This is a genomic window from Pseudomonas sp. S2_E02 (assembly GCF_054668355.1).
In genome coordinates, this window is record NZ_CP162761.1 from 2,869,635 (window position 1) to 2,890,417 (window position 20,783).

The window sequence follows — 20,783 nt, forward strand, 5'->3', positions numbered from 1 at the left end:
GTCAGTCGTTGAGCAAGCGCCCGTGACGCAGCGCTTCGCGCCCCGCCACCTTGGCCAGCCAGAAACCGGGTTGGGCATAACGCAGCCGTTCAATGGCAAACAGCACCCCGGAGGTACCAGCACACACCGTGCTGACCCGATCGGACAGAGGATCAATCACTTCAAAAATCTCGTCGCCCGCCTCGACCCACTCGCCGGGCTTGCGCAGAAAACTTACGACGCCCGGATGCGGCGCGAACAGCAACTCGGTGCCTTCGAACGGCATGCCTTCACAGGCTTCGTGTGCAGGGTTCGGCCACTCGCCGGTAATCAAGCCCTGCTCGGCGAGGAAGGCGAGAATGCCTTCAGCATAGGCGCAGGCTTCAGCGCGACCGGTGTCGGCCTGACCGCCCAGCTCAATCGTGGTCGCCAGACACGCCAGCGGAATCTGCGCATCAGGGAACTGCCGCGACAGACGCAGCCATGGCAGCGAACAAGCTTCATCGAACGAGCTGCCGCCGGAATCTTCCGCGAGCAATCCGACCTTCACATTCAGATGTGCGGCCAGTGAGCGCCACTGCGGCCAGTGCTGCGGCAACGCGTACATGTGCAGCGCGGCTTCGGCATCGCAGTGCAGATCAAGCACCACATCAGCGGTGCAGGCATGGCTTAGCAAAACTCGCTGCATGCCTTGCAACTGGCTGCTCGCCTCCGGCAATGCCGCCAGATGATCGGCCATCGCCTGACGGATCAGACGCACATTGGCGTGCGGATCATCACCAAGGCTGTCAGCCAAAGTGGCCGCAACCGGCGCGCTCAGCTCGACGAAATCGCGATTGAAGTTCTTGCCACTGCCGGCCTCGAAGCGGCCCTGGTGATTGCCTTGCAGCAATTGCCCGAGACCCAACGGGTTGGCGACCGGCACCAGTTCGATGACACCGTTGAGCAAGCCTTTGGCTTCGAGTTCGCCGAGGCGCTTTTTCAGCTCCCAAGCGGTGCGCATGCCCGGCAATTCATCAGCGTGCAGGCTGGCCTGAATGTATGCCTTGCGCTCGCCGCGTCCGAAACGGAACACCGAAATCTTGCGCTCGCTGCCCAAGTGGCTCCACGGCAATACGTGGTCGATGCGTTCCATATCAGTGCTTCCGCGGGGCCAGGTAGCTCAACCAGCGACGCTCGGCCAGTTTGAACAGCTTGACCAGAATGAACGTCAGGCACAGGTAGAACACGCCGGCGGTGATGTACGCCTCGAACGGCAGATAGAACTGCGCGTTGACCGTGCGCGCCGCGCCAGTGATGTCGATCAGGGTGACGATGGAGGCCAGACTGGTGGTCTGCAGCATCATGATCACTTCGTTGCTGTACTGCGGCAGTGCCCGGCGCAGGGCCGATGGCAGCAGAATGCGTTTGTACAGTTTGAAGCGCGACATGCCCATGGCTTTGGCCGCTTCGATCTCACCGTTCGGCGTGGCCTTGAGGCTGCCGGCGATGATCTCGGCGGTGTAGGCGCTGGTGTTGACCGCGAAGGCCAGGCACGCACAGAACGTTGCGCTGGACAGCCACGGCCACAAGAAGCTTTCGCGTACTGCTTCGAACTGCGCCAGACCGTAGTAGATCAGGAACAGCTGCACCAGCATCGGCGTGCCACGGATCACGTAGGTGTAAAGCCACGCGGCGCCGTTGACGACCGGGTTCTTCGAGACGCGCATCAGTCCCAGCGGCAGGGCCGCGAGCAGACCGAAAAACAGCGACAGCGCGAGCAGTTTGAGGGTGGTCAGCAGGCCGCCGAGGTACAGCGGCATGGCCTCCCAAATGACGTTGTAGTCGAAGATCATAGATCAGCCGCCCTTACGCCTACCGAGTAGCGCTTCTCAAGTTGACGCAGGATCAGCAACGAAACGCTGGTGATCACCAGGTACATCGCCGCCACTGCGAGGAAGAAGGTGAAAGGCTCGCGAGTGGCATCTGCCGCCTGCTTGGCCTTGAACATCATGTCTTGCAGACCGACCACGGAAATCAGCGCGGTCGCCTTGGTGAGTACCAGCCAGTTGTTGGTGAAGCCCGGAATCGCCAGGCGAATCATCTGCGGCACCATCACCCGGAAGAACACCTGAAAACTGCTCATGCCGTAGGCCATGCCCGCTTCGGCCTGACCTTTCGGAATGGCCATGAACGCGCCGCGGAAGGTTTCCGACAGGTACGCACCGAAGATGAAACCGAGGGTGCCGATACCGGCGGCCAGCGGGTTCAGGTCGATGTAATCGTCATAGCCGAGCATCGGTGCGACGCGGTTGAGCAAGTCCTGACCGCCGTAAAAGATCAGCAGGATCAGCACCAGATCAGGAATCCCGCGGATGACCGTGGAATACAGATCGCCCAGCCACGCCAGCCAGCGCACCGGCGACAGGCGTAACGCGACACCGATCAGCCCGAGAACGATGGCCAGAGCCATGGACGACAAGGCGAGCTGAAGCGTCAGCCATGCGCCATCGAGGATGACAGCCCCGTAGCCTTTCAACATGATTCAGGTCCTCGAAAGTTGGGATGAAAAAATGGCGCAAACCGCAGAGATCCTGTTGCTTGCGCCATTTCGGACTTGTCGCAGAGACGTGTTACTTGCCGTAGATATCGAAGGCGAAGTACTTGTCCTGGATTGCTTTGTATTTGCCGTTTTCGCGGATGGCCGCGATGGCCGCGTTGATCTTGTCTTTCAGGGCATCGCCCTTACGGACTGCGATGCCTACGCCGTCGCCGAAGTATTTGACGTCGGTGAACGCTGGACCGGCGAACGCAAAGCCTTTGCCGGCGTCGGTGTTGAGGAAGCCGTCTTGCAGCAGGGTGGCGTCAGCCACGGTGCCGTCGAGGCGACCGGCGGCCACGTCGAGGTAGATTTCGTTCTGCGAACCGTACGGCTTGATCTCGGCACCCAGCGGGGCGAGGACTTCGCGGGCGAAACGCTCGTGGATCGAACCACGCTGTACGCCGATGTTCTTGCCCTTCAGCTCAGCCAGACCTTCGCTGACCTGAGTACCGGCCTTCATGACCAGACGTGCCGGAGTGTTGTAGTACTTGTTGGTGAAGTCGACCGACTTCTTGCGGTCTTCAGTGATCGACATGGACGACAGGATCGCGTCGATCTTGCGCACTTTCAGTGCCGGGATCAGACCGTCGAACTCTTGCTCGACCCACACACACTTGACCTGCATCTGCTCGCACAGAGCGTTGCCGATGTCGTAGTCGAAACCGACGATGCTGCCGTCCGGTGCTTTCGAAGCGAACGGAGGGTAAGCCGCTTCGATACCGATCTTCAGAGGTTTTTCGTCAGCGAAGGCGTTCATCGACAGCACGGACAGTGCCAGGGCGCCAAGCAGCACAAGTTTCTTCATCTTGGGACTCCATCGGTAAAGGGCAAAAACGGCAGAGTGAGCGACAGCCCAATATGCGAATGGGTGAATCGGGAAATCGGTTGCTGCATCGGTGGGAAATTTCCCATTGAAACCGTCGGAGATTTCAACGTCAGCCACGATGAGCGAGTGATCGGCATTCTAACGACAGGCCCGAAGCCGATATTTCTTCAATGCGACAACTAATTACAGATGCACAGAGAAAGCGACTTGAGCACATTGACAGCCTTGCAATTTCATGCAAGAGCGAAAGACAGTGAACCGATCTATGCTGCAAATTGCGGGCCTATTATTCGCAAACCCTTCTAATCCGGCAAGCGCAGCGTTGTGTCTTATTTTTCACCGGGGGTTTCGAGGCTCTAAAACGGGGCGATACGTTTCTCTTTGCCCCGTCGCGGGGCGGGCGGTTACACATTCGGTTACGAGGAAGGTGTTGGGTAACAGTGGGAAATGTCTTACGGGGGAGATCGATAATTATTGGTTGAGTCGCTGATCGTTCCCACGCTCTGCGTGGGAATGCCTCCCTTGACGCTCTGCGTCGGCTTCTGGGACGCAGAGCGTCCCTTGCTGCATTCCCACGCAGAGCGTGGGAACGATCAATGAAGCCGGTTCAGCCACCACAAAACCTCCAGACACAAAAAAGCCCCGCACGGCATACACCGGACGGGGCTTTCTTCTTTTCAGACCTGCTACTTAAGCAACATTCATCGTCTTGTGCGTATCAATCAAATGCTGCACCACACCCGGATCCGCCAACGTGGAGATATCCCCCAACCCGTCATATTCCGCCGTCGCAATCTTGCGCAGAATGCGGCGCATGATCTTGCCCGAACGCGTCTTCGGTAGCCCCGGTGCCCACTGAATCACGTCCGGCGAAGCAATCGGCCCGATCTCCTTGCGCACCCAGTTCTTCAACTCCAGACGCAACTGCTCGGTCGGCTCCTCGCCATTCTTCAACGTGACATAGACATAAATGCCTTGCCCCTTGATGTCATGCGGCACACCCACAACAGCCGCCTCGGCAACTTTCGGATGCGCAACCATCGCGCTCTCGATCTCCGCCGTGCCCATGCGGTGGCCGGAGACGTTGAGCACGTCATCGACACGTCCGGTGATCCAGTAGTAGCCATCGGCATCACGACGCGCGCCGTCACCGGTGAAGTACATGCCACGGAAGGTCTTGAAGTAGGTATCGACGAAACGATCGTGATCGCCATACAGCGTACGTGCCTGACCTGGCCACGAATCGAGAATCACCAGATTGCCTTCGGCCTCGCCCTCGATGATGTTACCGAGGTTGTCGACCAGCGCCGGCACCACACCAAAGAACGGACGTGCTGCCGAACCCGGCTTCAGCGCGTGGGCACCCGGCAACGGGCTCATCATGTTGCCGCCCGTTTCGGTCTGCCACCAGGTATCGACGATCGGGCAACGCGACTTGCCGACATTCTTGTAGTACCAATCCCAGGCTTCCGGGTTGATCGGCTCGCCGACCGAACCGAGCAGGCGCAGGCTGCTGCCATCCGCACCTTCAACGGCGGCCTGACCCGAAGCCATCATCGCGCGAATCGCGGTTGGTGCGGTGTAGAGGATATTGACCTTGTGCTTGTCGACGATCTTCGCCACCCGGGTGATGTCCGGGTAGTTCGGCACGCCTTCGAACAGCAGTGTGGTCGCGCCATTGGCCAGCGGGCCGTAGACGATGTAGCTGTGGCCGGTGACCCAGCCGACGTCGGCGGTGCACCAGTAGACTTCGCCCGGACGGTAGTCGAACACGCGCTCGTGGGTCATCGCCGCATACAGCAGATAACCGCCAGTGGTGTGCTGCACGCCCTTCGGTTTGCCGGTCGAACCGGAGGTATAAAGGATGAACAGCGCTTCTTCGGCACCCATCTCTTTCGGCGCGCAGACGGTGCCCGCCACTTTCATCAGGTCTTCGTACCAGATGTCGCGATGCTGGTTCCACTTGATGTCGCCACCGGTGCGCTTGCACACGATGACTTTCTGGATGCTGCTGGTTTCCGGGTTGGTCAGCGCATCGTCGACGTTGGCCTTGAGGGAAATCTTCTTGCCGGCGCGGATACCTTCGTCAGCGGTGATCACCACTTTCGATTTGCAGTCGATGATGCGACCGGCCAGGGCTTCCGGCGAGAATCCACCGAACACCACCGAGTGAATCGCGCCGATCCGGGTGCAGGCCAGCATGGCGACCACGGCTTCGGGAATCATCGGCATATAAATGGTCACCACGTCGCCGCGGTGCACGTCCTGACCACGCAGGGCGTTGGCGAGCTTGCAGACTTGCTCGTGCAGTTCGCGGTAGGTGATGTTGCGGCTCTCGGAAGGATCGTCGCCTTCCCAGATGATCGCGACTTGATCGCCGCGCTCGGCCAGATGACGGTCGAGGCAGTTGTAGGAAACGTTCAGGGTGCCGTCGGCAAACCACTTGATGTCGACATGGTGATCGTCGAACGACGTCTGTTTCACCGTGGTGAAAGGCTTGATCCAGTCGAGACGCTTGGCTTGCTCACGCCAGAAGCCGTCAGGGTTGACGACCGACTGCTGGTACATGGCTTTGTAGGTCGCCTCGTCAGTCAGCGTGTTAGCCAGAACCTCGGGACGAACGGGATACAGAGAAGCCGCACTCATCTTTCCTACCTCGGTGTAATAGTTGTTTTTGTATGACCCTGTTGTAACGGGGCGGGGGCCATAGAACCATTCGACGATGGTAGTAACAAGCCCCTACAAAACATCCAGATACCCCAAACGCAGGCCCCACGCCATTTATTCAGACACCCCACAACCCTGTGGGAGCTTGCCTGCAAGCGATTCAGACAACTCGGTCCCACAGACAGAACACCCGGTTATCAATCCCCATCTCAAGGGATTGTTACCAAATCTGCCAAAGGTGTTTATCAAAACCCGGTCTGTTTACCCCCGCCCCATCTCCCTAAAATTCACCTCGCCGACAAGGCAAACGCGATTAACAACGTTACAGCCCCCACGAAGGCCGTTAATCCAGCTCTCAAGTAATAACTGCAAACGATGAAGTTCCACACGCAACCCTAAAAAGGTTGCGTGACCCCACTCGACCTCAAAAAGGTAAATCTGAAATGAAAGCTTTATTGGTTCTGGCCCTCAGCAGTCTGTGCGCAACCGCCATGGCAGATGAGGTCCCGACTGATGTCGCACAGCAACAACCGGTTGTTGAGGAATACACTTACTCGACTCACCTGGACATCGCCAAAGTTGTTTCCATGAGCGAAGTTCCGAATGTCTGCGAAGTGGTTCCAGCCAAAATGGAATACGACGACTCCAAAGGTCAGCGTCACATCCTGCGCTACAGCATCATGGGCAACGGCTGCACCAATTGATGATTCGAGACTGCACCGAATTGGATCTCTCAGCGCTTCATTGAGGGTCGATTCCAGCCCGACTTCGGTCGGGCTCAGTTGTGTTTGAAGTCGTCAAAAATGCTTGCAAAACACTAGATGTAGTGAAAAACCGGTTTTTTTGTTCGTTTTTTGAGCAAATTCACAATGGCGAGATTTTTACGAAAAAAAATCTATCCCCGGCAAAGCCCTGTAAACCCTCACTCTCGTCGAAAAACCACCCTCCTCGACCGCTCCATGCGCGGATTCGCCTCAGCACAGCCGTGTTTTTTTCCCTATAATGCCGCCCCATACGGGTCAGCAATATTCCCTTACAGGGAGCAAAAGCCATTCTGAAGCCCCGCAGCAGCGTTCAACGCTGATTGCGCCCATCAGAGGCTCTCGGAACCCGTCAAAATTTCTGTTTATTTGCCTGCGTGCATCGCTGCAAAAAACGACATCCAACGCGGTCTGTACGACCGTGTGAAAAACCAACCAATCAGGTTTCACACGGGCACAGGCCCTCACGCAGGAGACGACACGTCATGCTGAGCTGGGACGAATTCGACAAAGAAGACAGTGAAGTAGCAACCGTGAAAGGCGCCAACGCCGGCCACGCTAGCGAAGCCAACATGGACCGCCTGGACAACGCCGGCGGCGCCGCCGCGCTGGAAGCCCGCGCCGTGACCGCCGACGACTCGGCCGCTGTCGCCCGCGCCAAGGCTGCACTGAACTCCCTCGACGTTGCCGAAGGCCTCGCCGAACTCGAAGGCGCCTCCGCCCGTGTCGCCGTTGACGAAAAGCGCATGATCAACTGCCGCGCCGACCTCAACCAACTCGTGCCATTCAAGTACGACTGGGCCTGGCAGAAGTACCTGGACGGTTGCGCAAACCACTGGATGCCGCAAGAAGTCAACATGACCGCCGACATCGCCCTCTGGAAAAACCCGGAAGGCCTGACCGACGACGAGCGCCGCATCGTCATGCGCAACCTCGGCTTCTTCTCCACCGCCGACTCCCTGGTTGCCAACAACCTGGTACTGGCCGTGTACCGCCTGATCACCAACCCGGAATGCCGCCAGTACATCCTGCGCCAGGCTTTCGAAGAGGCGATCCACACCCACGCCTACCAGTACTGCATCGAATCGCTGGCCATGGATGAAGGCGAGATCTTCAACATGTACCACGAGATTCCATCGGTCGCTAAAAAAGCCGCCTGGGGCCTGAAATACACCCGTTCGATCTCCGATCCGAAGTTCGAAACCGGCACCGTCGAAACCGACAAAGAGTTGCTGCGCAACCTGATCGCCTACTACTGCGTTCTGGAAGGCATCTTCTTCTACTGCGGCTTCACCCAGATCCTCTCCATGGGCCGCCGCAACAAAATGACAGGCGTCGCCGAGCAGTTCCAATACATCCTGCGCGACGAATCCATGCACCTGAACTTCGGCATCGACGTGATCAACCAGATCAAAATCGAAAACCCACACCTGTGGGATGCTGAGATGAAGGAAGAAGCGACCCAGATGATTCTGCAGGGTACGCAGCTGGAGATCGAATACGCCCGCGACACCATGCCTCGCGGCGTACTGGGCATGAACGCGGCAATGATGGAGGACTACCTGAAGTTCATCGCTAACCGTCGTTTGTCGCAGATCGGTTTGAAAGAAGAGTATCCAGGGACGACTAACCCGTTCCCTTGGATGAGCGAGATTATGGACTTGAAGAAAGAGAAGAATTTCTTTGAGACTCGCGTGATCGAATACCAAACTGGTGGTGCGTTGAGCTGGGACTAATGGTCTCGCTTGGCGTGATTTGACGATTGCTTCCTGATTCGCCAAGTCGAGAAAGCAAAAAGCCCCGATCTGATCGGGGCTTTTTTATGGGCGATCGGTAAACCTTTTTACGCCTACGCCACAGCGCTCAATCTCCTACAGCACTTACAGTCACTTCCCATTGAACCCTGCTACGAGCACTACTAAGCTCTATCGCAGGTGCCTAAGAAACGCCCAACGTAGAAAGCTTGGTCAGTGACACAGACGTGTAATTCGTCGGTGGTAACTGCTCTGCTCGTTGGGATTTCTTAAGTCCGCTCTACGTTGGGGTCAGGCCCTCCCAAAATCCAAAACGTAGAGGTCATAAATATGTCTGATCCATGCTCGGTAATAGTCTTCTCTCGCCACAACCTTTCTCTACATGCCCTTCTACTCGAAAACCAGCCATGGTTCTCCGCCCGGGATGTTGGCCGTTTGATGGGCTTCCACATGAATGATCGGGTGGTCAACAAGCTAGATAGCGATCAACGCCGCGTCATGTGGATTGAGTACTTTCGAGAGCCAGAACAGCATCTGATGCTCAGTGAATCTGGGGTGTATGCGCTGTTGGTTTATCACTACGTTCCGGGGAATCGGTTGTTGCGTGAGTGGCTGACCAACGAGGTAGTGCCAACCTTGCGCGATGCGGAGAATTCGGGAGACTCAAATCGGCCAATGTTGAGTTTGTTGGATTGGCCGGAGATGTCATTGAGTCTGCTGCATTGGCAGGATGAAGGCTGGATTCGGCTTCGGGATATGCCTTACGTGTTAAATGATCAGCCGCAGCGGAGAGTCAGTACGATTCGACATTGGTGGCGACGAGTTACTCAGGCGCTCCAATCATCGAAACGCTCAATGGGTTAGGTGACGTGTTTATGGGAGCACTTGCGAGCCCCATACCTACTTTTCATAGGGAGTTCATGACAACCATTCTATATCGACCGAGGGTTCGCCCCCTCGGCGATCATATGGGTTCGGAAAAGAACAACCGTAATTGGAATACTCAACCTTCAATTGCTTCCAACCGAAGCTTCAATCTCTGATTCACCAATGCGCCATGCACCCCTGAGTGAATTTCCCGATGACAACTTGGACATACAGCCGCCACATACCGTGGGTGGTCTAAACCGCCATCGGAGAGCCTATTCACATGATGCGGTTCTAAATAGGGTGTGCCATCCTTCTTCAAGAACGGAGCTGGCATTTCACAGCTCTCACATATTCCCTGAGCACGCATCAATACGTAGTACGAGACCTTCTGGCTACGCTGATAAATCTTACGCGGGGCGGATTGCCCGACTCCATCACTGGCAAGCTGACAAGCAGCGAGCGCCACCAGCCGCGCAGCAGCCAGCGACTCGGGAAGGTCAGCCTTGTTCTCGTCCTCTTCACCAACCTCAATCGTTCCGCCAGAAATACCAACTGGGACTAGTCGAAACACAATAGCCGCACGATCCTGGCCAGTTAAATCCGGCTGAGTCCGCGTGAACATATCAGCACAAGAAAACTCCCCCACATAAGCGCAGCCTTTACTTTTGCCGAGTGACTTAAACAAATGCAGTGCTCGGCCATCCACAGCATGCTCAGCAATAGCGCGGTTGCCACGAGTCAAAGTCATCGCCCCTCGTCGACCTTCACCGGTGTAAAAATAGACGCCATCTTCACAACGATCGGCATAACCATATTGCTCACCGCTATCGCCAGTGAACAAAAAAATCACAGGATAGATAGCTGACGCTGCTATGCCGCTTTGTCGACTACCACCGAACGGCCCATTGATTTCAGTTTTTCGGTCATAAACAACCCCCGGCGTGAACTGCAACACAAGCTCACCTTCTTCACGAGGTAGCTCCACAATAGTGAAGCCTCGCTTTTTAAGGTAACTGTTGGTCGGATGCCCACCCGAAAAATCGCTTACCGCAATGCCAGTCGCCAAAGAGACAATTTTCTTCGCTGGATAAAGGACTCCGCCCGCGTCAATGGCATAACGATGCGATTGGTTTTTTCCCCAGCCTTGCCACTCAGGCCTACTCCGAAATTTGTGATCAAACTCCAGCATCGCGCTGCCTATTCGTTCCTTCGAGACCGCTTTGATCACCACGAGTGCCGCCCTTTGTAGTCTATGGCTGTAGGAAAATTCCTATAGTCGCCAAACTCCAAAAGGGTTTCAATACATGACAGAGCAAAGAGCCACTATTTCTAGGCGTTGCCTTTAATATCGGCGTGCTCCCCCTAACTCGTTTACTCGTCTTAACGCGCCATCTTCTCCTCAAGGATCCGAGCCCCACCATGAAATTCGATCTCGCCTACTGCCTCAGCCTCGACGACAAGTTGTCGATCTATGACGTTCGCGATCTCAATTTCGATGAGACGGTGGCGTTTGACTCGGCGAAGGAACACTTCCAGTGCCCCAACGATGCCTGTCGTTCGGCGTTCGAGGCTTCCAACGAGTTGGGTACGTTCAACGCCAAGAACGTGAATTACGTGCGCACGCCGCACTTCAAGAATCTGCCCACGACGCTGCATGTGGCGGGTTGTCCGTATGTGAGTTTGAAGGCTTCAGCGTCTGGCGTTGAGACGGCGGATGGCGAGGCGGATGACGGTCGTGAGGAACACTTCCCATCAGAGTTGTTGCTGACGCGGCGTGAGTATGTGCGCAAGCCTGTCGCGCCAGCGGGGGTGGCGGATGTGTTGCGCGATGATCCGGTGCGGGTGGCGGCGGACAGTGGTAAAGAGTCGGCGGGTCGTGAGTCGGCGCCGGACAAGACCAGTGTGTTTGCGCATCCGGTGGAGTGTTTTGTTTCCAACTTCGCGGACAAGGAGTTGCTCAAGCGGATGCCGTTGAAGGTCGGCGAGCATACGGCGCCGTACAGTTCGTTCTTCAAGAAGATCGAGTATCTGACGGACAACAAAGGGCTGATTTACTGGGGGCGGATCAAGAAAATCGAGGACTTCCACAGTGCCAGTTTTCGTATCGATTTCGAGGACAAGGTCTGGTTCAAGAAGCCCGAGGACAGTAAGAAGAAGCCGTACTCGGTCAGCGTTTATCTGAACAAGAAGCTGATCGACAACTACCGCAAGCGCAAGGCGTTTCTGGAGGAGATCAAGCACGCGGTGGATAGCGACAAGGCGTTGTTCTGTTTCTTCTATGGGGTGACGCCGGAGTTGAAGCAGGTGCCCGGCAAGAAGAACCCCGAAAAGCCTTTCGAGGTCTTCAATGCCAATATCGAGAACCTGGATCACTTCATTATTCGCGAAGCGCCGGGGCTGGAGTGATGGTTAGTCTTGGGGCAGTTGCAGTTTGACGGCGCCGGGGTGTTGTTTGATCAACGAGTACGGCAGGATCGACCAGTCGGGTGAATCGCAGGCTCGCTCGACGCGGGCGAAATACGCGCCGATGTACAAACCTTTTTCGGTGAAGTGCCAGTTGGAATAGCTCCAGTTGTCTTCATTGGTGAAGTCGCAACTGTCTTCATCTCCGCCTGCCGGTTTCTTCATTTCATCCGGGTACAGCGCGGTGAGTTGCTTTATTAGCCACGGCTTGAAGATTTCGCGTTGGTACTTTGAGCGCGCTGCGTCTTCAGCCTCGGTCAATGGCTGGTCACCACCTCGGTAACGATCAGCGTGAAGGATTGGCTGACCCTCGCCCACCCAGAGCACGTCTTCGAGCGACAACGGATGGCCGGTTTTCACATCGATGTTGAGCGGTGAATCGCCGAAGTCTGGGTGCGCACCGCCGCAGTCGTAGCTGGTGGAGATGTTCAGGCTGATGACGCTGGGCGAGATAAATGTCGGGGTGACATCCTGGAGGAATTCGGCGTAACCGCGACCTCGCAACTGGCAACCGTAGTAACTGATGGCCTCGTCCCACAAGCGCCCGAGCAATTGCTGGTTAACCCGTTGCAGATCTTCTTTTGGCATCCCGGATTCGATGCTGAACATGGACATCTTGGTATCAGGCTCTTCCCACCATTGCAGGGAGTAGCCCATGAAGTCCTGCTTTTTACCAGGTTTGAGTTTCAATCCCTGAAGCCGCAGATATTCGTAGGGCTCGCTCTTGGGCAACTTGGCGATGTAGGGCAATGCATTCGCCGGAACTTCGGGAAGTGGCGTATCGGTAACGAGCACGGGCAGTTTTTTGCCTTTAGCGTTTTGCCATTCGCCCTTCCAGCCGGCCTCAATAGGTTTCAGTTTGAGGGTCGGTAATGGCTTGTCCGGGTCCATACGATTGCTGCCCTCTGTGAGCAGCAAGACGTCATTTTTATAGGTGCCATTAAGTTCTAGATCGCGGTGAAATTTCTCATAGAAGTAGCGACCGGTGACTTGCTCCGGATCACTGGTGTCGACTTCGAACACGATCGGCATTTTGCCCAACGTACCGGTGAATACCAGCCGGTTATCTTCGGCATGCGCGCTGGACAACGTAGAGAACAGCACAGCGGCGCAGGTTGCCAGGCGCATCAGTCCCTTGAGCATTGATCGTTCCTTGAAAGAGGCGGAGGCCGCACCGGCACTTGAGGGCCGGCGCAGATAAATTCGGGGGGATTATGGAGAGAACAAATCAGGGATGCGAGGCCCGCAGTGACTTTCAGGCTATTGCAGTTCACTCTGAAACGCCTCGATCTTCCGCTCTGCCTGTTTGCGTCGCTCCAGTGCAGCCTGAATGCCAGACTCATCGACAGCGCAATATTGGCGCAACCAGTGGGCGATCATTTCTTCATCTGGCCTGAAGTAATCCTTGCGCCCTTTGCTGTTTCTGAGTCGACTGTTCATCTGCGCATCGAACCCGATGGCCGCGCGTTCGCCCTGCGGCAAACAACCCCACTCGGCGGCACAGTCCTGAAAAAACCAGGCGATCTGCTCAATGTGCTGTTGTGCACCCCGATGGCTGCGACGATAGAAACGATGTTCTGCGCAGGCTTCGTCAAAACGATCCGACAGGATTCCCGCGTCAGCCCATTGCATGAAATCATGGTTGATCGCGTCGCGTAGCAAGCCTTCGCGCCAGCGTTCGACAAATCCTGCGACAAACCCTTCAGCATCGGCCTTTTTGGCATCGGCGAGGATCATGCAATAGCGGGTTTGCACATGGATGACGAGCAACACGTGTTTGCGTTGGACGGTGATTGCGTGCACGAGCCACTGCTCGTTGGAGCTGCCCGGTTGATCATCTTCGATAACTGCGGTCGGGGGTTTAGCGTCCACCGGAGTGATCACTTTGCCTTTGTGAACACGGCTGAAAAACTTACTGGCGGCTTCGGTGCAATTGAAGATCAACATCCGGGTTCTCTGGTAGTTGCTGGAGTATGGCGCTCAATTACCGATTTTGATTTCTTCCGCTGTAACCTGGCAATGATTCATTTAAGCGAAATGCACAGCAGCACAATAATCAGCAACCCGATATAGACCCAGGCATGAACCCGATCCGGGATCCGTCCAATCCATGGCGCGGCCAATCGAATCCCGATGAGCGACCCCACCGTCAGCACCGCAAACGCGAGCAGATCCACATACCCGACAAACCACGCGCCCAGGTCAGCCTGACTGAACCCTGCTAACGCCATGTACGTCAGCGTCCCGGCCAATGCCACCGGCACACTCAACGGATTGGCCATGGACGTCGCTTGCGACATGCTCAATCCACAACGGCGCAACAGCGGCACGGTCATGACGCTGCCTCCTACACCCAGAAACGTCGCGATGGCGCCGATGCCTACACCACCTGCGGAAGTTTCCGTAGCGCCAAGTCGGCGTGGGATGACATCTGGGTTCTGAGTGAGAAAGCCACGTCGCAGCAGGCAGTCGACAATGGTCACGCCGAGGTAGCCGATGAATGCGTAGCGAATCACTTCGCCGCTGACCCAAATCGCGGCTATTGCACCCACGACCGCACCCATTCCGATAAACCCTCCCAACGGCCACAGGTAATGGCGGATGAGATTGCCGGCGCGACGGTGTTTGTCGGTGGCGATCAGGGCGTTGACGATCATCACGCAGGTCGAGGTGGCGACGGCGATGTGCATTGCCGACTGGCTGATCGGGTCGTCGGCGCCGTGGCTGGCGGTGAGCAGGCGATACAGCAGCGGCACCACGACGAAGCCGCCGCCGAAGCCGAACAGGACGGCGGTGATGCCGGTCAGGCAGCCGAAGAGGGTCAGCAGTAAATAGAACATGACGAGGTTTCCGTGAAAGGAGAGCGATCGACGATAGAGCGGCATCGCTTGGCCTGCTTCAGCAAGTCAGCCAATAATGTTTGCGTTTACGCCAACCACTGGGAAACGCCTGATGCGCAATGTTTCGATCAATCTGCTGGATGACACGCCGCGCGCGGTGGTGGCGATCGGTACGGATTATTCCCACGGTCACTTGCTGCCTTTTCACACGCATCGTCGGGCGCAATTGTTGTACGGCGCGACCGGGGTGATGCAGGTCAGTACCCATGACGGCAATTGGGTCGTGCCGCCGCAGCGCGCGGTATGGATTCCACCGGGGGTGGCGCATGAGGTGTTGATGCTTGGGGTCAGCACTCGTAGCTTGTACATCGAACCGGGTGCAGTGGATTTGGGGGAACGTTGCCAGGTGATCAGTGTGTCGCCGTTGATGCGGCATTTGCTGATGGAGGCGGTGGAAGTACCGCTGACCTATGACCTCGGCGGGCGAGATGGCGTATTGATCGATCTGTTGCTGCATGAATTGACGCGCAGTGCGCCGCTGCCGTTGCACATTCCGCTGCCGACTGACGGAAAGCTCCTGTCTCTGTGTCAGAACTTTCTGCATCAGCCGTACGCCCACCAATCGCCACAGCAATGGGCCGACCAATTACACATAAGCTTGCGTACCTTCAACAGACTGTTTCGCCAACAAACCGGGCTGAGCTTCAGACAATGGCGGCAGCAGGCTTGCGTGGTTCTGGCGCTGGCACGCTTGGCCTCGGGTGAAGCGGTGACGCGCATCGCACTGGACTTCGGTTATGAGAGCCCGGCGGCGTTCTCGACGATGTTCCGGCGGATCCTCGGGCAGGCACCGTCCGTCTGGTTGGAGGCGGCGAATTAGGGCAAATCAAAAAATGCGTTTGATCCCGGCCGAAAACAACTGTACAAAAACACAGTACATTTTCAATCAGCACTCTTGAGCCCGGAGCACACCATGGCCTCTCTTGCGATGAACCACATCCTCGAACGCATTGCCCTTTTCCAGTTCACCCCGACGCACTGCGTCCAGGCCCGAGCGATGCTGGGCTGGAGCGTGGAACAGCTCTCGCGGGAGGCTGAGATTTCGGTTGAAGACATTCAACGCTTTGAAGCGCAGCAGGATGTAGCGGATGCGGCGCGCCTGGCGCTGGCTTACCGGTTCGAGGCGCAGGGGCTGGTGTTCTTTCCGGGGTTTGCACCGGGGCGTAGTGCGAGTGTTCAGGGCGTGTCGTCGGAAGCGATGGGGCGTGGGGATTTTGCGATGGCTGAATAAGACAATCGCCCCCGAAGGGGCGAACTGGGCGAGCTATCAGGCGCTCTGCACCACCGCCTCACTCTCCCCTTCAACCGCCAACCACCATGCCTCCCCGCGTTGCGGTTGAGCGATATTGAACGCCTCCCCCATCTGCGGCGTGGTAATCGAAACACTGCGCTCCCACGCCAGTGCCAGAATCCGGTCGAACGGTTCATGCCAGGCGTGCATCGCCAGGTCGAAGGTGCCGTTGTGGATCGGGAAGAGCCAGCGACCCTTGAGGTCGATGTGCGCTTGCAAGGTTTCTTCGGGCTGCATGTGCACGTGTGGCCATTCGACGTTGTAGGCGCCGGTTTCCATCAGGGTCAGGTCGAACGGGCCGAACTGTTCGCCGATGCGTTTGAAGCCGTCGAAGTAGCCGCTGTCGCCGCTGAAGAAGATCCGCGTGTCGCCGTCGATCATTACCCAGGATGCCCACAGGGAGCTGTTGCCATCGAACAGGCCACGGCCGGAAAAATGCTGCGACGGTGTAGCAACGAAGCGGATGCCGGCAATCTCGGCGCCCTGCCACCAATCGTACTGACGGACTTTGCTGGCATCGATGCCCCATTTGATCAGGGTGTCGCCGACGCCCAGTGGCGTGAGGAACAGGTTGGTCTTGGCGGCCAGTCTGAGCACGGCCTGGTAATCGAGGTGGTCGTAGTGGTTGTGCGACAGAATCACCGCTTCGATCGGCGGCAACTGGTCGATGCTGATCGGCGGCTGGTGGAAGCGTTTCGGCCCGGCCCACTGCACTGGTGATGCGCGCTCGGCGAAGACCGGGTCGGTAATGAAGAATTTGTCGCGCAGCTTCAGCAACAGGGTCGAGTGACCGAGTCGATAGACACTGTGGTTGGGCGCCGCCAATAGCTCTTCCCGAGTCAACGCCTGCACCGGGATCGGCGCAGCGGGCCGGGTGTTGCGCGGTTTGTGGAAAATCATGTTCCACATGATCCGCAGCATTTTGCGCAGGCCTTCGCGTTGCACCGGCGCATGATTACGAAACAGGCCTTGAGCCTGTCGAGAGGCTTCAGGCGTGGATGTGTTATCCGGGATCAAAACTGGATTGGCCATGACTGAATGACTCCAGAAAAACCGCGCAATTCGCGGTTTCTCCACGGTTGGGACGATAAATGGCCAAAGCTGCACGCATAGGCCGAACTGTCTGTTTTTTAGGTTGCGAGGATTAACGCAACATTACACTGGGCGGTGTAGTTTCTAGGTTGCATCAAAGCGGATGACAAGTAAACTGCCAAGTGTAATTTCACCCTTTCACTGCCGAAGCGTACTTATGACAGCTCCACAACGCCTCACCGACCGTAAACGCGAAGCCATTATTCAAGCGGCGATTACCGAATTCCGTGCCAACGGTTTCGAGATCACCAGCATGGACAAAATCGCGGCCACCGCCGGTGTGTCGAAGCGCACGGTGTACAACCATTTCCCCAGCAAAGAAGAGTTGTTCGCCGAAATTCTTAACCAGTTGTGGGCACGAATCAGCGCAGAGCAATCCGTCGTCTATAACCGCGATCAGCCCTTGCGTGAGCAATTACGGCCGATGCTCCAGGCCAAAATGCAGTTGATGGCTGACGAGAATTTCCTGACCCTGGCCCGTGTGGCAATTGCCGCCACCATTCACTCGCCGGAGCGCGCGCAGAACATGGTCGAGCGCATGGGCAAGCGCGAGGAAGGTCTGACCGTGTGGATTCGCGCCGCGCAGGCTGACGGCCGACTGAAACCGGTCGATCCGGAGTTCGCCGCACAGCAAGTGCAAGGCTTGCTCAAGACCTTTGCTTTCTGGCCGCAGATGTCGATGGGCCGCGCCGCCCTCGATGTCGATATGCAGAACAGCGTCGCCGAATCGGCGCTGCAGATGTTTCTGGCCCACTATCAGCTCTAAATCGCCCCTCTCCTGCGCGAACCATCGACTAAATGGCTCGGAAGGACACTGATTATTCCCGTTGGAATAAATGACAATGTCCGACAATCGACCGACGAACGGTTAGCCTGAGAAAATACTGCAAAGTATTTCAGGATGAATTTCGCGCAGGGCATCATGGAAAACCAACGCGGCAAAGGCTTGTCATTCGCCAGACGTATTTATCTGCCCAGAGCCATTGGCTTGGGCGTGGGATTCTTCAGCGTCGCTGCGGCGTTGTATCCGCTGAACATGCCCGACTGGCTGTGGGCGCTGTTGTTGTTTAACGGTTTCGCCTGGCCGCACTTGGCTTACCAGATATCCACGCGCTCGGCGTTCCCGTATCAGGCTGAACGCCGCAATTTGTTATACGACTCGATGTTCGGCGGTTTCTGGGCGGCGTGCTTTCAGTTCAACCCGCTGACCACCGTGACCATCCTGTCGATGATGACCATGAACAACGTTGCCGCCGGCGGCCAACGTCTGTTCGTGTTCGGCGCCCTCGCGCAACTCGCCGGTGTACTGCTGGGCTGGGCGATTTTCGGTGGCAAATTCAGCCTGACGATGACCCAAACGCAAGTCTGGGCGTGCCTGCCGATGCTCACCCTGTATCCGCTCGCGCTGGGCATGGTCTGTTATCACCTGGCGATCAAACTCTCCCAACACAAACGCGCACTGAGTGCCCTGAGCCGCACCGACAGCCTCACCGGCCTGCTCAATCACGGGGCCTGGAAAGACCTGCTGCACCTGAAATTTCAGCAGTGCCGCCAACACAACACCCAAGCCACTCTGGCGTTGATCGACATCGACCATTTCAAGGAGATCAACGACAGCTTTGGGCACATCGTCGGCGATGAGGTACTGCGGCAATTGAGTCAGGAGCTCAAACGCCTGCTGGACCAGTACGAATTGGCCGGGCGCTACGGCGGTGACGAGTTCTGCGTGATCCTGCCGACACTGCCCCTGCACAAGGCCGAGGCCCTGATGGAGCAATTGCGCGAGGCATTGCAGCAGTACCGTCATCCGCAGGTGCGAGAGTTGCGAGTGGGCCTGAGTATCGGTTTGGCGCGCTATCAATACTTGTACAAGGATGCACTGGACTGGCTGGACGATGCCGACAAAGCGCTCTACATCGCTAAACACACGGGCCGCAATACCATCAGTGTGGCCTTGACCAGGACCGCGACAGACAACGTCGACGCCTAAAAAGTTATACAAAATTACAAATAATTACTTCCTTGTACAAGTTTATGAAGTTTTGTATAAGTAGCCATCTGCCAGCTAAGGAATACTGGTATTGAGCAGTCATTGCCGAATGCCGTCCGCGCATTCGGTCTGCCGGCGCGGAAATAGGGACTGAATCCTCGATCTTCCCCACTTCCTGAGTACTGCGAACATGTTCTTTAATCGCCACAAAGCCGTCGTCGACGATCTTCAGCGCACCCTCACCGAACAAACGGGCCTGCTCGATGCGATCAATCGCTCGATGGCGGTCATCGAGTTCGACCTCGATGGCGTGGTGCTGCGCGCCAACGACAACTTTCTCAAGACCATGGGTTACACCGCCGAACAAGCGATCGGCCAGCCCCATCGGCGTTTTTGCACGCCAGAATTCGGGCGCAGTGCTCAATACACTGATCTGTGGTCACGTCTGAAAAACGGCCAGTTTCAGTCCGGTACATTTGAACGGGTCGACGGCAAGGGCCAGCCGATCTGGCTGGAAGCCAGCTACAACCCGATCAAGGATGCTTCGGGACGGGTGGTGAAAGTGGTCAAGTACGCCATGGACGTGACCGCCAAGGTGCAGCAGGAAAGCGAAGCCAACGCCAAGTTGCAGGCGATCGACCGGGCCATGGCGGTCATCGAATTCAACCTCGACGGCAGTATTCTCACGGCCAATCAGAATTTTCTGACGCGCATGGGTTACACCCTCGCCGAGCTGAAAGGTAAACATCACCGTTTGTTCTGCACGCCGGCGCTGGTCAACAGCAGCGCTTATGAGGATTTCTGGCGGCGCTTGAATCAGGGCGAACTTTTCCAGGGGCAGTTCGAACGCGTGGATAAACGCGGGCAAACGGTGTGGCTGGAAGCCAACTACAACCCGGTCTACGACGCTGCCGGGCGCTTGTGCAAAGTGGTGAAGTTCGCCTCCGATGTGACCGCGCGCGTCGAACAACACGAACAGGACGCACGCAGTGCCAGCGCGGCGTATCACATCTCGGTAGCGACGCGAAAAGTCGCCGAGCAAGGTACGCAGGTGATCCAGCAAGCCGCCAGCGAAATGCGCGAAATCGCCGAAGACATCGCCCAGTCTTCAACGCTGATTGCGCAACTGGGGGAACGCTCCGAGCAGATCACCGCCATCGTCAACACCATCCGCTCGATTGCCGACCAGACCAATCTGCTGGCGCTCAACGCTGCAATTGAAGCCGCCCGCGCCGGTGAACAGGGCCGCGGGTTTGCCGTGGTTGCCGACGAGGTGCGCCTGCTGGCGGGGCGTACCAGCGGCTCGACCGCAGAGATATCCACCATGATCGGTTTGATCCAGAGCGAAACCCGTCAGGCCATCAAGAGCATGGAAGGCACCCGGGGTCGCGCGGCTGAAGGCGTCGAATTGGCGAATCAGGCGGGGACGGTGATTCTGCAGATTCGTGATGGTGCCAGTGAGGCGGTGGATGCGGTGAGCATGTTTGCCAATGAGCGGGTGCCGGGGTAATCGATGCAGGGTCAGTAGACCGAGGCGCGACCTTCGCGAGCAGGCTCGCTCCCACAGGGACTAATTCGAAACACCCCGGATACCTGTGGGAGCGAGCTT

Annotated in this window: 18 protein-coding genes and 2 pseudogenes; 10 read left to right on the forward strand and 10 right to left on the reverse strand. The window is 57.0% G+C overall.

Annotation, left to right across the window (positions count from 1 at the left end; translation table 11 throughout):
- Position 1: 1 nt before the first annotated feature.
- The 5 genes from AB4O01_RS12835 to acs form a co-directional block, all read right to left on the reverse strand.
- Positions 2 to 1,114: a M14 family metallopeptidase gene (locus tag AB4O01_RS12835; protein WP_460091958.1), complete on the reverse strand. Its 1,113-nt coding sequence runs from the start codon at positions 1,112 to 1,114 to the stop codon at positions 2 to 4.
- 1 nt (position 1,115) lies between these two features.
- Positions 1,116 to 1,814 carry an ABC transporter permease gene (locus AB4O01_RS12840; protein WP_007912703.1) on the reverse strand — a complete coding sequence of 233 codons (699 nt, stop codon included), beginning with the start codon at positions 1,812 to 1,814 and terminating at the stop codon, positions 1,116 to 1,118.
- On the reverse strand, positions 1,811 to 2,500 hold the full coding sequence (locus tag AB4O01_RS12845) for an ABC transporter permease (RefSeq protein WP_007912702.1): 690 nt from the start codon (positions 2,498 to 2,500) through the stop codon (positions 1,811 to 1,813). The genes AB4O01_RS12840 and AB4O01_RS12845 overlap by 4 nt, the downstream gene beginning before the upstream one ends.
- A gap of 91 nt (positions 2,501 to 2,591) precedes the next feature.
- Positions 2,592 to 3,365 carry an ABC transporter substrate-binding protein gene (locus AB4O01_RS12850; RefSeq protein ID WP_038366516.1) on the reverse strand — a complete coding sequence of 258 codons (774 nt, stop codon included), beginning with the start codon at positions 3,363 to 3,365 and terminating at the stop codon, positions 2,592 to 2,594.
- Positions 3,366 to 4,076: 711 nt separating this feature from the next.
- A complete protein-coding gene (acs, locus tag AB4O01_RS12855) occupies positions 4,077 to 6,032 on the reverse strand; it encodes an acetate--CoA ligase (RefSeq protein WP_007912698.1) in 1,956 nt (651 codons plus the stop codon).
- A 464-nt stretch (positions 6,033 to 6,496) separates the two neighbouring features.
- On the opposite strand from acs, the gene AB4O01_RS12860 reads away from it, so the two are divergent.
- The 3 genes from AB4O01_RS12860 (at position 6,497) to AB4O01_RS12870 (ending at position 9,432) form a co-directional block, all read left to right on the forward strand.
- Positions 6,497 to 6,757: a DUF2790 domain-containing protein gene (locus AB4O01_RS12860; RefSeq protein WP_093430405.1), complete on the forward strand. Its 261-nt coding sequence runs from the start codon at positions 6,497 to 6,499 to the stop codon at positions 6,755 to 6,757.
- A 542-nt stretch (positions 6,758 to 7,299) separates the two neighbouring features.
- The gene (locus AB4O01_RS12865; protein ID WP_460091960.1) at positions 7,300 to 8,550 is read left to right on the forward strand and encodes a ribonucleotide-diphosphate reductase subunit beta; all 1,251 of its coding nucleotides are present in this window, start codon (positions 7,300 to 7,302) and stop codon (positions 8,548 to 8,550) included.
- Between the two features lie 348 nt (positions 8,551 to 8,898).
- Positions 8,899 to 9,432, forward strand: a complete 534-nt coding sequence (locus AB4O01_RS12870; protein WP_460091961.1) for a BRO-N domain-containing protein — start codon at positions 8,899 to 8,901, stop codon at positions 9,430 to 9,432.
- A gap of 139 nt (positions 9,433 to 9,571) precedes the next feature.
- Here the strand turns inward: AB4O01_RS12870 and AB4O01_RS12875 are convergent, their stop codons facing one another.
- Positions 9,572 to 10,666 (reverse strand): HNH endonuclease, encoded by a 1,095-nt coding sequence (locus AB4O01_RS12875; RefSeq protein ID WP_460091962.1) that lies wholly within the window; start codon positions 10,664 to 10,666, stop codon positions 9,572 to 9,574.
- A gap of 191 nt (positions 10,667 to 10,857) precedes the next feature.
- Here AB4O01_RS12875 and AB4O01_RS12880 point away from each other — a divergent pair, with 191 nt between their 5' ends.
- The gene (locus tag AB4O01_RS12880; protein ID WP_460091964.1) at positions 10,858 to 11,844 is read left to right on the forward strand and encodes a hypothetical protein; all 987 of its coding nucleotides are present in this window, start codon (positions 10,858 to 10,860) and stop codon (positions 11,842 to 11,844) included.
- 3 nt (positions 11,845 to 11,847) lie between these two features.
- Here AB4O01_RS12880 and AB4O01_RS12885 read toward each other — a convergent pair whose 3' ends face one another.
- The 3 genes from AB4O01_RS12885 to AB4O01_RS12895 all read right to left on the reverse strand — a co-directional run bounded on the left by AB4O01_RS12885 (position 11,848) and on the right by AB4O01_RS12895 (position 14,741).
- On the reverse strand, positions 11,848 to 13,044 hold the full coding sequence (locus tag AB4O01_RS12885; RefSeq protein WP_460091965.1) for a hypothetical protein: 1,197 nt from the start codon (positions 13,042 to 13,044) through the stop codon (positions 11,848 to 11,850).
- A gap of 117 nt (positions 13,045 to 13,161) precedes the next feature.
- Positions 13,162 to 13,848 carry a DUF6933 domain-containing protein gene (locus tag AB4O01_RS12890; protein WP_460091966.1) on the reverse strand — a complete coding sequence of 229 codons (687 nt, stop codon included), beginning with the start codon at positions 13,846 to 13,848 and terminating at the stop codon, positions 13,162 to 13,164.
- Between the two features lie 77 nt (positions 13,849 to 13,925).
- Positions 13,926 to 14,741 (reverse strand): sulfite exporter TauE/SafE family protein, encoded by an 816-nt coding sequence (locus tag AB4O01_RS12895; protein ID WP_460091967.1) that lies wholly within the window; start codon positions 14,739 to 14,741, stop codon positions 13,926 to 13,928.
- A 112-nt stretch (positions 14,742 to 14,853) separates the two neighbouring features.
- Here AB4O01_RS12895 and AB4O01_RS12900 point away from each other — a divergent pair, with 112 nt between their 5' ends.
- The gene (locus AB4O01_RS12900) at positions 14,854 to 15,621 is read left to right on the forward strand and encodes an AraC family transcriptional regulator (protein WP_460091968.1); all 768 of its coding nucleotides are present in this window, start codon (positions 14,854 to 14,856) and stop codon (positions 15,619 to 15,621) included.
- A 93-nt stretch (positions 15,622 to 15,714) separates the two neighbouring features.
- Complete coding sequence (locus AB4O01_RS12905; protein ID WP_093430417.1) at positions 15,715 to 16,032, forward strand: helix-turn-helix domain-containing protein; 318 nt, start codon at positions 15,715 to 15,717, stop codon at positions 16,030 to 16,032.
- 36 nt (positions 16,033 to 16,068) lie between these two features.
- Here the strand turns inward: AB4O01_RS12905 and AB4O01_RS12910 are convergent, their stop codons facing one another.
- Positions 16,069 to 17,124: an MBL fold metallo-hydrolase gene (locus AB4O01_RS12910; RefSeq protein WP_116255044.1), complete on the reverse strand. Its 1,056-nt coding sequence runs from the start codon at positions 17,122 to 17,124 to the stop codon at positions 16,069 to 16,071.
- Positions 17,125 to 17,341: 217 nt separating this feature from the next.
- Between AB4O01_RS12910 and AB4O01_RS12915 the strand changes: the two genes are divergently transcribed.
- The 4 genes and pseudogenes from AB4O01_RS12915 to AB4O01_RS12930 all read left to right on the forward strand — a co-directional run.
- Positions 17,342 to 17,950 carry a TetR/AcrR family transcriptional regulator gene (locus tag AB4O01_RS12915; RefSeq protein ID WP_257355950.1) on the forward strand — a complete coding sequence of 203 codons (609 nt, stop codon included), beginning with the start codon at positions 17,342 to 17,344 and terminating at the stop codon, positions 17,948 to 17,950.
- A gap of 156 nt (positions 17,951 to 18,106) precedes the next feature.
- Entirely contained in the window at positions 18,107 to 19,174 is a 1,068-nt protein-coding gene (locus tag AB4O01_RS12920; RefSeq protein ID WP_460092260.1) for a diguanylate cyclase, read from the forward strand.
- A 280-nt stretch (positions 19,175 to 19,454) separates the two neighbouring features.
- Positions 19,455 to 20,090, forward strand: a pseudogene (locus AB4O01_RS12925) (PAS domain-containing protein); the annotation flags it as partial.
- A gap of 156 nt (positions 20,091 to 20,246) precedes the next feature.
- Positions 20,247 to 20,684, forward strand: a pseudogene (locus tag AB4O01_RS12930) (methyl-accepting chemotaxis protein); the annotation flags it as partial.
- Between the last annotated feature and the right edge of the window lie 99 nt (positions 20,685 to 20,783).